Source organism: Sutcliffiella cohnii, assembly GCF_002250055.1.
Lineage (GTDB): Bacteria > Bacillota > Bacilli > Bacillales > Bacillaceae_I > Sutcliffiella > Sutcliffiella cohnii.
In genome coordinates this window covers 106869-121707 of the sequence record NZ_CP018866.1, presented here as the reverse complement: position 1 = coordinate 121707, position 14839 = coordinate 106869, and the positions used below count along the sequence as shown (strand labels likewise).

Genomic DNA, 14839 nt, shown 5'->3' with positions numbered 1-14839 from the left:
ATGATAGTTTAGGTCCTTTAATAAGGGATAGTTAAAATAATGTGAGAAGTTCCGTCTCCATAACAAACAAAAAAGCATGAAAACGTTTAGTTCTCATGCCTTAAGCATTCTAGTTATATACCATACGTATTCCCACCATTGACCGTAATGGTTTGACCTGTTATAAACTTTGATTGATTGGATGCTAAAAACAATACGGTTGAAGCAATGTCACTAGGCAGTCCCACTCTTCTTAATGGAACATTTTTAGCATATCCACTTGCATCTATTCCCTCATGCCGCTCGACTGGCACAAATCCTGGATTTAACATGTTAACAGTAATTCCAAACGGGCCTAACTCACTTGCCCATGAGCGAGTCATCCCAAGTTGAGCAGATTTTGCAGTAACATAAGATGAAAAATTAGGATTGCCTAACGTTATTACTTCACTACCTATATTAATAATACGCCCTTCTCCTTTTTCCTTCATTCCAGGTAATACTGCTTTAAGTAGAAACAAAGGTGCTTTGACAAAAAAGTTTAATTGGTCCAAATAATCTTCCCACGTGATTTCCTCTAATGATAACTCCGGTTGTGGTCCTGTAGCATTATTGACAAGGATGTCTATCGTTCCCCCAAGTTTTTCTTTCACCTCTACCACCAGTTGTTTCACAGCTTCTTCATTTGTTATGTCACTTTGAATAGCAATCGCCTTTCCACCTGCATCCATAATAATTTGAACAGTTTCTTCCGCTGCCGTAGTATTATGTGCATAGTTAACAATAACTGTTGCTCCTGCTTCTGCTAGTATAGTTGAAATACCTTTTCCTAAACCTCTTGAACCACCAGTAACTAAAGCAATCTTCCCCTGTAAAATCGTCATATAATAACTCCTTATTTCAATTCCACTGCAATTTTTTGTACTTTCCCTTTACGAATGGAAACAGCTAGCTCTCCAACCACCTTGCTATCTTCTACCTTTTTCTTCGTTCCATCTATTAGCTCGAGTTCCATTGATATCGGTGAAACACCATCTCCCCCGTACGTATTACCCTTGTTCTTGTTTACATATGTTACTTCGGTATGACCAAGAAACGTGAACGTTACTTCACCATTTTCATCAAATAACCAGTTTGGTAATGTTGGAGACAAGTGACAAACTAATTCACCGTTTTGAACAAAAAACGGCTTTTCTCCAACCATCATTACAAACCACATGTTCATGAACTCAATAGTGGATCCACTTAAACGCGAAACGAAGCCACGACCGTGTAGTGCTGGATTCGGATTAGCACTACTTGCGATGAAGGAGGAGTTTTCTAATGGACTCCTTCCATACACCGCTGGGTCTAAAAACGGAATAAGCGCGGTCTTCATATCTTCAAAAAATTCATCTATTAATCCAGCTTTCAACGTTGCTAATAAATACTTATATTCCATGTGTAAAAAAATCGATTCGTTTTCTAACCATCCTGGAGTAAACGACTTCGCTCGTCCAAGCTCTAAAGGCTCCTCCGCTATACTCATTGATGTTTTATACATTTGAAGCTTTTCATCATAAATGTTAGAAGCTTTAACGATATCGTACAGCTCTTTTGCCCTTGCCTGATCGTCTGTTGTTTTTAACTGTTTCACAACACCTTCTAAAAACGGAGTAACAGCAGTTGGCTTCCATTCCATTGAAGAAAGGTCAAACTCTTCTCCGATTTCTACTTTCGGCTCAAAGTAAAAATAAGTTGGAATAAGCGGGTCACGATATGACTCTACTCGTTTGATCCCTTGTTCTACACGTCCCAATAATTTTGTTACGTAATCTTTTACTTCATCTAGTGAGTAAACAACCTCTTCTCCACTAATTCCATGATATATTGCTTCACGATAGTTTTCTCTTAACGTAGAGATGCTGTTCCAGTAACGTTGCTCACTCTCCTCTGAATGACAATCAACTAACTGCACTTCTTCTATCGCTTGACGTAAAAATGTATCCACCTCTATTGGTAAAGAAATTTTTTCTGTTCCACTCACATTTACATGAAATAACAAATCTAACAACCTTTTTAACTCAAATAGTTCGGAAGTGCTTGCTCCTATCATTCCTGGTAGACCGTTTAAGGAATCATTCCATCCCGGCTTATCACCATCCATCTCAATACCAAGTCCGAACGGAGCCATCGTAGAAACCTTTACTAATCCTAAGATAAATAGTTTAGAGTATAAACTTGTATAATACGTTTCTCCGTCTCCGTACTGACCTTTAATCCATAACACTCCATCATTAGCACGCGCTTTTTCTAGCTTCCGTTTTATCTTTTCTACTGCATCGTACTGCCTTACCTTCCCATTTCGTTCAACATATTTCTCTTTCCTAGTCTTCACTCGTACAGGACTTTCGAAAAACTTATACTCTTTTTGCAAGAAAAACGGTTGTTCCTTATCAGGGTATATAGACAAATAACTGTCTATTAAATCAAGGTTATAAGTCCAGTGATCCATCCAATACCCTTCTCCAAATTCTGCTTGTTGCTCTTCCGATGATGCTAACAATACGTCCGTTAAAAATTGTTCAAACGACGTTGTCAACTCCAGTCCTTCTTCATCTACGAAATGCTTTAGTTCACCTGGTGTAAAGCTGTTTTTGAAAAAATGAGAAAGTAATTCTTTACTCGTTTCATCTTGTACATACGATTCGTGTGAAAATGCATCCATTAACTGAAAACGTACACCCTTTACAGACAATGGATTATAACCGTCCAATTGGATTAAATTCATAAATTGCTGAACGTTAAAATTCTCCACTTTAGGTTCAAAAAACACATCACAACGACGATTTTGGTTAATATCTCGATAGTTCCCGTTACCTTGTGAATAGTAGGTAGGACTAATGGAAAAGAAATTATAATCCCTTTCTAGGTCTCCATGCTTCCTAGAGAATAAGTAATATATTTTTTTCTGTTTTCCATTTTCAAATACATGAGGGAAGCCACCACGTAATCCATTATCCAGGAAGCTCTGTTGTGCATAGGCATCAAACAATGGCATTCCTGTCCGAGTCTTTATTTTATTCGTAATCGCATGAGTAATCGTTCTTGCTCGCTCTTTTTTTTCCTCTAGCATCGAGATCGATAGTATATCTTTTACAGAAGACTTTACAATTTCTTCATTTTTCGCATGACCAATTACAGTATAAAATTCAAAAGTTTCACGAGGAGCTAGTTTTACCGCTCCTGCTGAAAAACCCGCTGATACTTTATTCGTTGATTGTTGAGGCTGTTGTAAAAGTTCATGTACAGATTGCTGTAAAAACAAACGAGGTACTCGTAATGACGTATCTGTTCCGAATATAATATCTCTATCAACAATTGGTTTTATCATTTGATCACCATGTTGTTGGCTTCGAGAAAAACTAACATAAAAATTACCTTGATGAATTTCTCTAACCTCCGAAGAATCTTCAATGCTTCCTCTTAATCGATAAAAAGGAATTTTCTCATCTACATATACGACATCAAACCAACTTTTTATCGTATTACCTAACTCTTTATAAGCCCCATTCGGAACGCCACATGGGAATAGTGCAGGTAGTCCATCGAGTATCTCAATCTCTCTCTTTTTATCAGTAAGGTTCGTTACTGTTACGTGACGAACTAGTCCTGCAAAAGCTTCCTCTGGTAAAATAAAATATTCAACATTCAGCTTTAACCCTATGTCGGCGTGTACATATTCTAATTCGAGGACATTTTCAGAAATTGTCATCTTTTCATGAATAGAAGAACCGATGGATGATTGTGCAGAAAACGGCTCCAGAAATGTTACCTTTCCGTCTTCCTCTATCACCTTCAAAAATGTTCGGAAGCCTTGCTGTGGAACGTGCTGATATGATTTATCTGCCGGCATAAACTCCATCATCGCATGATTTTTATCACCGATTCCAAAACTAGCAATCCCTTGCCCTCTGTTCACATAAAAAACCCACATTGGAATTCCATTAACACCAGCAATCCCAGGTAAAAAACTAGAAAAAGGTGCTAACTCCTGATAATTTTCCATTTCAAACGTACCTTTACTAGTCAACTCGTACATCTTATCACCCTCTTTTTAAAATAAAAGCTATGTTAGACTCAATTTATTCCATTATGAAAAAGTTACGAAACCGCTTTCGTAAACAATGAAAAAATAAAAGTATCGTAGACCAATATATTTATATTGGTCTACAAGAATCTCTCTGAACAAGTGAGACCGGAATCTTCACGGACATAAACTGCTTCTTTTTATTATTCATTTGATCAATCAACATATTTGCTGCTGTTTTCCCAATCAACTTCGTATCTTGCCGAATGGTTGTTAGGGCGGGAGTAATATAACGAGCCATTTGTATATCATCAAAACCTATAATAGAAATATCTTCTGGAACGTTTAAACCATTCTCCTTAATCGCATCGATCGCTGCAATTGCCATCAAGTCCCCAGCTACATAAACAGCTGTCGGTCGATCCTTCTGTTTTATAAGCTTTTCCATCGCTTTTTTTCCACCATCATACGTAAAGTAACCGCCATCTACTACATATCCTTTAGGAACGGAAAGTCCGTGCTTTTCCATCGCCTGCGTAAATCCCTTCAGACGTTGAACACCAACGTACAATTCCTCGCTACCAGCAATATGTGCTATTTTTCTATGTCCTAATGAATACAAATAGCCGACTGCTAGTTCACTGCCATGGAGGTTATCGCTAAATACTACACTTACTCCCCTAGTATCTAAATCAATAACGACTGATGGAATATCCGATTCCATTAGTTTTTCTATATCTGGAGTATTCAACGTGGAACAAACGACAACTACCCCATCTACTCCTCGGTACATAAAATGATCTAAATATGGCTTTGACTCTTTTCCAATTTTACTGGAAGCGAAAAGAAGGTCATATCCTTCTTTCTCAGCGTTTTTCTTAAAGCTTTCAATCACTGCGTTAAAGAAAGGATGCTCCATGCCAATTCCGGAGTCCTCGACGAATACGACTCCAATCGTCCATGATTTTTTTGTTGATAATGTTCTGGCACTAGAACTTGGGAAGTATCCTAATTCTTCTACTGCTTGATTTATTATTTTTTTCGTTTTTTCTCCTACATCTGAACGATTATTTAACACTTTAGAAACAGTGCTGATCGAGTAGCCTGTCTTTTTCGCAATATCATATATCGTGGCCATTTTTTCTCCCCCTCTCTTCTACACGTATTGTCAAAACTTTATATAAAAATAGGTTATTAAATCCTATGTTAGAGGGCTTTATAAGCAAAAAAATTGCCACCCCCTGAATTCTGTAGATAATTGAGGTTACCACAACACCCAATTCCAGAAAAGGAAGTGACAATTTGTACCCTCAAATTATAACCTATTTATTAACTTTTATAAACTATCAAGAACAAATTATTCGAACTTTGCTTACTCTATTGATTGGAAAAAGCATGTTCGATAAACCAAAAGAAGCTCCTGTTAATCAGCCTTATCGAAAGCTTCAAATTGATGATTTACCTATCATTGAAAAACTAGAAAGGCTCGATTATCAGCTTTTATTAGCGGAACACCTTCAATCCAAAGGGAAACCGTTAAAACCAGTACAGCGACGAGCGAATTCTACGCCCGTACCGTCTACCTTATGTTGTCCTAAGTGTGGTGCTCCTTCTGCGTACTTGTACGCAAACAACGGAGGAAAAGGACAATATCAGTGTAAGGTGTGTGCGTGTGTTTTCAATAAAAAAAGTCGTTATCAGAAAGAGGCCATTCTTAAGTGTCCTCACTGCCTTAAAACGCTTGAAAAAATTAAAGAACGAAAAGATTTTCACGTGTTTAAGTGCAAAAATGATATGTGTACCTATTATCAAAAAAACTTGAGCGCCATGACCAAAAAAGAGAAAAAACAATTTAAAGAAGATCCACAATCGCTGAAAGTACGCTACATTTACCGGAAGTTCCACATCGACTATCAACCGTTATCCAAACAATCACCAAAGCAGCCAAAAGTCGATTTATCAAGATTGTATGTTTCACCGCATACACTTGGGCTCATCTTGACGTACCATGTCAATTACGGATTATCGGCCCGTAAAACGGCCGCGATCATGAAGGATATTCACGGTGTGTCTGTCTCCCATCAAAGTATCCTAAACTACGAAAACAGCGTCGCGTTATGGCTTAAGCCTTATATTGACTACTTTCCGTATGAGCTGTCGGATCAATTCTGTGGGGATGAAACGTACATCCGGGTCAACGGTCGTTGGCATTATCTGTTTTTCTTTTTTGATGCGGTCAAGAAAGTCATTCTTTCGTATCCAGTGTCGCCAAATCGCGACACCGCAACAGCGATACGAGCGATTGATGAAGTACTAGTGAAACTGAAAGAAATACCAGAAAACCTACAATTTGTAGTAGATGGTAACCCTATTTACTTGTTGGCACAGCATTTCTTCGCAGAAAACCACATATCGTTTGACGTAAAACAGGTCATCGGGCTAACAAATGAAGATGATGTCTCCAGAGAGTATCGACCTCTCAAGCAAATCATCGAGAGACTAAATCGCACGTTTAAAGGGAATTATCGATCGACGCACGGCTTTGGTTCTGAACAAGGATCTGTTTCTTTTGTGACATTGTTTGTGGCTTACTTTAACTTCTTACGTCCACATTCTTCACTCGAAGGTAAAGTGCCCGTAACAATTCCAGAATTAGAAAAGCTACCAACCATGCCAGCGAGGTGGACAGCCCTTATTGGATTAGCTCAAGACTGGATTCAACAACAGTCAGCCTAACTTTTGTTTAGCTGAGCCCTATTCAGCTATCGGCGAAGCGAACTCTTGACAAACCGAACTTGCCAATGGTTTAAAATGGAAAAAGTCAAGGGTTTATTTAGCATGCCTTCTTTTGTTCCCTTCGCCCTTGATTGACCTCTGAATAAACCATTGGTGTGTTTGTCAAGAGCGATAGCGTGGCATTTCCACCTAATAAATGGTAGGTAGTATGAACCCGTGCTAGTTTTTCATAGAACTTTTGACACTACCCTTCTACATAACGTAGTTGATAAGCTATACTGCATTATATTTTTTAAAAACGGAATAGTTGATACTCATAAGTACATATGCAAAAACACTAATACCGATTAAGATAAATAGTTTAGGAAAATTAATTGCGACTAAGAAATAAGCAACTAACCAAACTAACTGCATCATCGTATTAATTGGGCTAGCAAATACTAATCCAACTGCTACTTTCAAATACTGCAATGTTTTAAACTCAAAATGAGCCATCACAGAAAATAAATTTACAAACGTCATTATTACAATGGCTGAAACTCCAAAAATCAATAAATAAATGAAGAAATGTATAGATTCATCGTAAAAATATGAAACAAACGTGAAGTTTACATAAATAATATAAAATAATAGTAAGAAAATTGCACCATTAATATTAGAACGGAAAAACTCTTGTTTATAAAACTTAAAATAGTTTTTAAATAGAAATATGTCTTTTTCGCCTTTAATCCATTCTCTCACCACTCGAAATAGCGCTACGGTTGAAGGCATAAAACCAAAAACACCTAGTCCTAATAGAAAGAAACATACCCATAATATATTGAGTGCGATAAACTTATAAATGAACTCGGCAATTTGAACGATTAATTTCCCCAACTTTGCTTCACCTCGAAATGATAAGGTCAGCTAAAAAACTATATACTCGCTTTATAGCCAACCCTATTATATGGTAAATAGATTATTAACTCTTCTAATTTAAATGTTTCTGTTAACTATTGTATCCTTTGCCCATTACTTAACCGCACCTTCAGATAAGCTTTGGATAAACAAACGGTTGAATAGTAAGAATACGATTAATAAAGGCACTGTCGCCCAGAATGTTCCAGACATAATCATACCATAATCCAATAATCGCGCATCATTTAATGAACGTAACGCAACCTGTAACGTATGCATCGATGGATCTCTTAACACTACTAGCGGCCATAAGAAGTCGTTCCATACAGCCATGAATACGATAATTCCTAACGTCGCGAATGCTGGCAATATCATTGGCACTACAATATTCCAATAAATACGGAAGTTAGAACAGCCATCGATTTTTGCCGCTTCGATAATTTCATACGGTACACCATCTTTAATATATTGTCTCATCCAAAAGATACCGAAAGCGTTAATTAGACCTGGAATAATGATCGCTTTAAAATCATTCAACCAACCTAACGTCGTAATGATATAATACTGTGGAATTAGACCTAATTGTGGTGGTACCATCATTGTAACTAAAATCATCCCGAACAATATGCTTTTCCCTTTAAAATCAAGCTTCGCGAACGCGTACCCGGCCAGTGAGCTTAAAAATAGCGTCCCTAACGTTACGGTCGTTGCTACGAAGAAGGAGTTCCACATCGCTCCAAAGAAATCAATACTGTTTAATACTTTCTGAAAGTTTTCTACCAAATGTTTTCCCGGAGTAAACGGAGGTGGCACTTGGTTAATCTCTCTATTTAATCGAGTAGCCATTACGAACATATAGTAAAACGGAAAGAGGGAAACTAAAGAACCAACGATTAAACTCATATATACAAATATTTTTTTAGGTGAGAATTTCCCTTCTCCTACTTCTCTTTTCCCTGCCATTTTAGTCCCCCCTAGCTAACTTTTTTCGAACGTCCAAGTTGATTTGTAATTAGTAAGTTAATAGCTGTTAACGTAATAATGATCAAGAATAAAACAATTGCCGCTGCAGAAGCTGTTCCGAAGGAGTTATACACAAACGCGTCTCTCCAAAGGTATGCAACCATCGTAATACCTTCTTCACGTAAGCCTCTTCCTAAGAAAATTAATGGTTCCGTGAATAGCTGTAAACTTCCGATTGTCGCTGTAAACACGACAAACATTGTAATTGGCTTCAACATTGGTAATGTGATAAGGCGAATTTGCTGACCAACTGTTGCACCGTCAATTTTAGCTGCTTCATATAACTCTCTCGGAATACTTTGCATACCAGCTAAGAAGATGATTGTGTTATATCCTACCCATCTCCAAAATACCATGGTCGCAATGGCAATTTTAACTGGCCAATAATCCGCGTTCCAACGAATTGGCCCAAGGTCAAAGAAACTTAAAAAATAGTTAGCGAATCCGAAAGGTTGATTATTAAAAATAAGTCCAAATATTATAGCTACAGATACAATCGATGTAATATACGGTAAGAAAACTAACGTGCGGAACGTATTACGAAAGCGTAATAATGCCGAGTTTAGTGCAAAGGCAATTAATAATGCTGCTACGATTTGTGGAACGGTTCCCATAATTCCAATAAGGAACGTGTTCTTTATAGAAGAGAAAAACACAGGATCATTAAAAATAAATGAAAAGTTTTTAAACCCATTAAACTCCATCGCATTTAAGCCATCCCAGCGAAAGAAAGATAAATAGAAACTAAATATCATCGGGAACAACCCAAAGATAGCAAATAAGATGAAGAATGGAGAGATAAATAAATATGCTGATAAAGCAGTACGCTTTTTCTCAGTTAAACCTTTAGACTTTTTTGTCGTAGCCACCTTTAATCCCCCTAACGGAAATAAGATTTAAAATATTGAAAACCTCTTGTTGGTTTTCGAGAATGCCCTATATCTGTTCACAACACCTCAAGGGTTAAACGTGATAGGAGTCACTCTCGAAACAAGTTGTTAAATCCGAACCAACAAGATAATTTTTTAATAGGGTATGACAACAAGTTGCCACACCCTATGAACTATATTATCTGTCTAAAATACGTTGAATTCTATCAAGTGCTGCTTTCCACTCTTCATCACGATCGCTACCAGCAGAAACGTTATCAAGTGCTTGTTTCATTTCATCATCTACTGGGTAATATAATCTACCTTTGTAAACTGGCTCTACTTGTTGTGCAGCTTCAGAGAATACTTGTGCAGTTGCAATTCCGCCGAAGTATGCATCTTCATATTCCATAAACTCAGGCATATCATATACAGCCGGTGCAGATGGGAATAAACCGTATCCTAAGAATGCTTTTAATTGTTGTTCTGGAGCTGTTAACCAAGCAATAAATTTATAAGCTTCTTCTGCATGATCAGATTCAGCTGGAACTGCTAGATAAGATCCACCCCAGTTACCTGCTCCTTCTGGCATTGTTGTAATAGACCAAACACCTTCTTCAGGGGAGTTGTCTTTAATTACACCTTGCATCCATGCTGGAGCTAACATTGTTGCATACGTACCTTCACCCATACCTCCGAACCATTCTGGAGTCCATAATGGAATATCTCCAACTAGGCCTTGGTCAAATAAATCTGCTACATAGTTAAACGCGTCTTTAATTTGGTTGTGCTCATCCATAATTAACTCATCATCCGTATTGAAATACTGTTGAGTAGCTTGGTCACGCCTCGCGTTGAAAACAAGCTCTCCAGCGTCCGTCATCATTTTACCAGTTTTTTCTTTAATTTCTTTTGCTACGTTTTCGAAATCTTCCCAAGTAGTGATCAATTCTGATACAGCTTCTGGTGAAGAGTCAAAGCCTGCTTCTTCAAAAACATCTGTACGATAAAACATTACTGTTGGACCGATATCCGTTGGTAGTCCGAATAAGAAATCTCCAGCTGCATTTTCTCCATTTTGCCATACCCAATCAAGATAGTTCCCTGAGATGTCAGCTGCACCAAAGTCGAAAAGGTTTGCAAATGCGTGTTCCGCGTTACGATATCTCTCAATTTGTGCTTCTTCAATCATCGTAATATCTGGTGCACCTGAACCTGCAGAAATAGATGTAAATAGATTGTCATGTAAGTCGTTCATATCACTATTTTGAAGGTTGATTGAAACATGCGGATTATCTGCTACATATTCTTCAATTAATTTATCGTATCCAGTGTTACCGAACTCCCAAAATACTAGTTCCACATCACCGTTACCGATTTTTTCAGTAGACGTATCATCACCTGCGTTTGTACCACCATCATTATTATTACAAGCAGCTAATAAAGACACAGCTAAAACTGATGATGCTGCAAGTTTCCAAAACTTTTTCATATTGTTTTCCCCCCTGGAAAATTATTATAAAAAAACTATTATGACAAGAAATCTAATTACTGCTCTATTTCTTCACCTCCTTAAAAGACTAGGCTCTGTTATAGATAAGACTTAAAATTGTGTGAAAGATACTTCCTGTTGTAGTCTCACCTATATGGTAAGCGCTTACTATTAGTTGAAAAGCTTTATCGCATCTAAAGCGCTTTAGTAAAACTTATTATAATTCGAAGCGCCACAATTTTTCGTATGATGATTAGGCGCTCCGAGTTAACACACTAAAAACAGAATTTATACTTCAAAGAAGTTATTTGCTATCGTTTGTTTATACCAATAGAAGCTATCTTTTTTCGTACGTTCGAGTGTACGATAGTTTACGTGAACAATCCCGAAACGCATAGAATATCCTTCTGCCCATTCAAAGTTATCTAATAGAGACCAAGTTAAGTAACCTTTAATATTTACCCCATTCTCCATTGCACGATGTAAAGATACTAAATGCTGTCTCAAATACTCTGTACGTCTTTCGTCTTTCACTTGTCCATTTTCAGGCTCGTCGTTATAACAAGATCCATTCTCCGTGATATAAATTGGTACATCCCCATAAGTTTTACTAATATGTGTTAACACTTTATAAAAGCCTTCAGGGTAAATGTTCCAGCCGATATCCGTCTTTTGGTAGCCTGTGTCCACTCTTTCATGGTCGAACAAACCTTCATTTTCTTTATATCTTCCAACACTACCTGTGTAGTAATTAATGCCGATGAAATCAATTGGTTGGCTAATAGTCTCCATATCCCCATCTTGGATATTTAATGTAGCGCCCTTCGTGGCAAACCAATCAACCATAAATTGCGGATAGGACCCTTTAAATACTGGATCAAAGAACCAATCGATGAAGAATGCATTCGCTCTGTTACATGCATCAATATCTTCTTGTTTATCACTATATGGTTCATTCCACTCCACATTTGGAGCGTATCCAATCTTTCCTTCCATTCCTAATTCTCTAAAACGAATGACCGTTTTCCCATGCGCTACATGTAAATGGTGTGCTACATTCACCGCCAACTGAAGATCTTTGTTTCCAGGAGCATGAGCACCGATGAAGTTTGATAGAAACGATACACACCAAGGTTCGTTAAATGTAATCCAATACTTGATTTTCCCCTCAAACTCTTTGAACATTAAGTCCGCATACTCTACAAACGCATCAATTGTTTCGCGGTTATCCCAACCACCATTATCTTGTATCACCTGTGGTAGGTCCCAATGATATAGTGTACACATTGGCTCTATTCCCTTTTCTAGTAATCTATCTACTAGATTGTGGTAGTAATTCAATCCTTCTTGATTTACCTCCCCTGTGCCATTAGGGAAAATTCTTGGCCAAGCAACAGAGAAACGATAATAATCGACACCAAGGTCATCCATTATTTCTATGTCTTCGCCGTATTTATAATAGCTGCCACAAGCGACATCTCCATTATCACCATTTACCACTTTACCAGGCGTTTTAGAGAATGTATCCCAAATAGAAGGTCCTCTTCCACCTTCCTTAACAGCACCTTCAATTTGGTAAGAAGCAGTCGCAACTCCCCACTTCATATCTTTTGGAAATTGTATAATTGCCATGATGTAACCCCTTTCATAAGTAGATAAAAAAATATACTAAACCGCTTTCGTAATTTGGAAAAATTAAAAGGTTTACTAAACCGCTTTCGTAACTATCAAAAAAATATATTACTAGTTTACACAAGCATTCGTATTACCTTTTTATTATTATATACTCAGTTTCATTTTAAAATTGTATTACTTCAGTTTCAATATTACTGAAACCGCTTTCGTAAATTCATTATAAGTCCATTTTAATGTAAACGCAACTATTTTTTTAAAAATTATGAACTACATAAAAAAAGCCCTTCCTTAGAGAAAGGACTCCATTCATTTACAGCATCTTCGAGTAATTATTACAAAGGACGTGGTTTCTCTGTCCCATTAATTAATAGTTCATCCACATAAAAACCGTCAAAATTTTTCAAGATGGACGAAGGGACAGGTCCCTCGTCAACACAAAAATTGGAAATGTTCGAATTTAGGAGAGTTAGCAACCTTCTTTAAGTACAGTTTCCCTAGTCCCCCTCACTTTACGATTGGAATGAAGTAATCATAACTTTCCGCTGCGATATTTCGGTATCTTTCCAATTTATTATCCGCTGGTTCGAAGCCATAGCGAATGACAACTTGAATATAAGAAAAACATAGGAAAGCATCATCTGCTCGACAATTTTCTAACACTGCAAATAAAGAAGGTGGAATTCGTTCAAGTCGAATATTCTCACTGTCCACTGTAGAAAAGTTGGTGTCTACTTCAAAGCCAATTTCTCCGATTATTTTATTCGAAGTAATCGCTTCTGTTCTTACATAAACAAACTCTGAAACTACTTGTCCAGAAAACCGTTCTTTCGCTATACTAAAATATTGTTTGAATGGATGTGGTATTCGTTCTGCCTCGAACTTTTGCCAAACAAGATTTTTCCCTTTTTCCCACTTTGATAGTAGTAACGTGTGGGTGTTTTCTGCTTTTATCCCACCTACATATTTACGAGCCGCGATAATAGCTTCCATCCTTCTATCTAAGTCATTTTTCCACTGTTCGAGCATTGTCTTTTTTTCTAACTCATTTGCATCACAATATCGCTTTATGTCTTTTATCGCTATATCAGCTTGCCTTAACGAGTCTATCAGTTTAGCAAGATGAACTTGGTCCGGTGTGTACGCTCGATATCCATTTTCTAGTCTAGTAGACGGTTCTAACAACCCTTTTTTATCATAATATCGAAGCTTACTAGGAGGTAATCCTGTTCGAAGTGAAAATTCCTGTATAGTGAAATGCATATATACCTCCCCAGCCATTTTTAATTTGCAGTATAAGACCAAACATTAATACGATTATGATCCGGATCGTAAATATGGAAACCGCCCCAACCGTTTATTGGATCACCTGCAATTTCTGAAGGTTTAACACCATTCTTAATTAATTTATTATATTCCTTAAAGAAAACTTCTGGTCGAATATCGTAATACGTTCTTGCCTTATTGTCATTCGGTTTTTCTACTACTTCGTTTGTTTTTAGTAGCCAAATATTGTCCCAAAAACATTGATCCAATACGTTTCTGTCATATGCATCTTCTGTTCGTAGATGTGCATACCCCTTTTCCTCATCTACCTCCACAATGTCAAACCCTAGATGCTTTTTATACCACTCCGCTGATAGTTCCGGATTTGTTACATAAATAATAGTATTAACTGTTCCAAACCCTACAATGCCAGATGGTGGGTATTCTGTTTTATCTTCTCCTCTAGACTCCTCAGCAATGGTTAGTTTCGTATTTTCATAGGCAAAAATATCACAAAACCTTTGCCCATTCGGTAACGCTTTAATTTCGGTAAATTTCACATTTTTATCCTCTAAATACCGTAAAGTCTCGTCCAGATTGTACGTAGCAAATCCAAGCTTAACGTTTCCTTCCGCCTTCGCAGGATAAAAGTGGTCATACTCTCCTTCAAACGACTTAATAGTAACAACCCCAGATCGTGGTAATTTCATAAATGCTTTTCTTCCAACCCAGGAAGTTACTTTATCTAAACACTTCCACCCTAGCATCTCTTCATACCATTGAACTGCCTTGTCAAAGTTTTCAGGCTCCACCATTATAAATCCTCCATCCCAACGGTACATACAAACACCCCTTTAAAAATTATTTACAACTTAA

Annotated in this window: 11 protein-coding genes; 1 reads left to right on the top strand and 10 read right to left on the bottom strand. The window is 37.3% G+C overall.

The annotated features are described in order from the left end of the window. Positions 1-113: 113 nt before the first annotated feature. The 3 genes from BC6307_RS00505 to BC6307_RS00495 all read right to left on the bottom strand — a co-directional run bounded on the left by BC6307_RS00505 (position 114) and on the right by BC6307_RS00495 (position 5186). The gene (locus BC6307_RS00505) at positions 114-863 is read right to left on the bottom strand and encodes an SDR family NAD(P)-dependent oxidoreductase (protein ID WP_066420709.1); all 750 of its coding nucleotides are present in this window, start codon (positions 861-863) and stop codon (positions 114-116) included. Between the two features lie 11 nt (positions 864-874). Further along, entirely contained in the window at positions 875-4060 is a 3186-nt protein-coding gene (locus tag BC6307_RS00500; RefSeq protein WP_066420707.1) for a hypothetical protein, read from the bottom strand. Positions 4061-4178: 118 nt separating this feature from the next. Further along, complete coding sequence (locus BC6307_RS00495; protein ID WP_066420705.1) at positions 4179-5186, bottom strand: LacI family DNA-binding transcriptional regulator; 1008 nt, start codon at positions 5184-5186, stop codon at positions 4179-4181. Between the two features lie 164 nt (positions 5187-5350). Between BC6307_RS00495 and BC6307_RS00490 the strand changes: the two genes are divergently transcribed. Next, positions 5351-6784, top strand: a complete 1434-nt coding sequence (locus tag BC6307_RS00490; protein ID WP_094366009.1) for a DDE-type integrase/transposase/recombinase — start codon at positions 5351-5353, stop codon at positions 6782-6784. A 273-nt stretch (positions 6785-7057) separates the two neighbouring features. Here the strand turns inward: BC6307_RS00490 and BC6307_RS00485 are convergent, their stop codons facing one another. The 7 genes from BC6307_RS00485 to BC6307_RS00455 all read right to left on the bottom strand — a co-directional run bounded on the left by BC6307_RS00485 (position 7058) and on the right by BC6307_RS00455 (position 14778). Continuing rightward, on the bottom strand, positions 7058-7660 hold the full coding sequence (locus tag BC6307_RS00485; RefSeq protein ID WP_066420372.1) for a YesL family protein: 603 nt from the start codon (positions 7658-7660) through the stop codon (positions 7058-7060). A gap of 135 nt (positions 7661-7795) precedes the next feature. Then, complete coding sequence (locus BC6307_RS00480; RefSeq protein ID WP_066420371.1) at positions 7796-8644, bottom strand: carbohydrate ABC transporter permease; 849 nt, start codon at positions 8642-8644, stop codon at positions 7796-7798. A gap of 11 nt (positions 8645-8655) precedes the next feature. Then, positions 8656-9573, bottom strand: a complete 918-nt coding sequence (locus BC6307_RS00475) for a carbohydrate ABC transporter permease (protein WP_066420365.1) — start codon at positions 9571-9573, stop codon at positions 8656-8658. A gap of 199 nt (positions 9574-9772) precedes the next feature. After that, a complete protein-coding gene (locus BC6307_RS00470; RefSeq protein ID WP_066420361.1) occupies positions 9773-11065 on the bottom strand; it encodes an ABC transporter substrate-binding protein in 1293 nt (430 codons plus the stop codon). Between the two features lie 288 nt (positions 11066-11353). After that, positions 11354-12697: a GH1 family beta-glucosidase gene (locus BC6307_RS00465; RefSeq protein WP_066420357.1), complete on the bottom strand. Its 1344-nt coding sequence runs from the start codon at positions 12695-12697 to the stop codon at positions 11354-11356. 507 nt (positions 12698-13204) lie between these two features. Further along, a complete protein-coding gene (locus BC6307_RS00460; protein WP_066420356.1) occupies positions 13205-13960 on the bottom strand; it encodes a MerR family transcriptional regulator in 756 nt (251 codons plus the stop codon). A gap of 20 nt (positions 13961-13980) precedes the next feature. Then, positions 13981-14778 carry a VOC family protein gene (locus BC6307_RS00455; protein ID WP_235858276.1) on the bottom strand — a complete coding sequence of 266 codons (798 nt, stop codon included), beginning with the start codon at positions 14776-14778 and terminating at the stop codon, positions 13981-13983. Positions 14779-14839 lie beyond the last annotated feature (61 nt).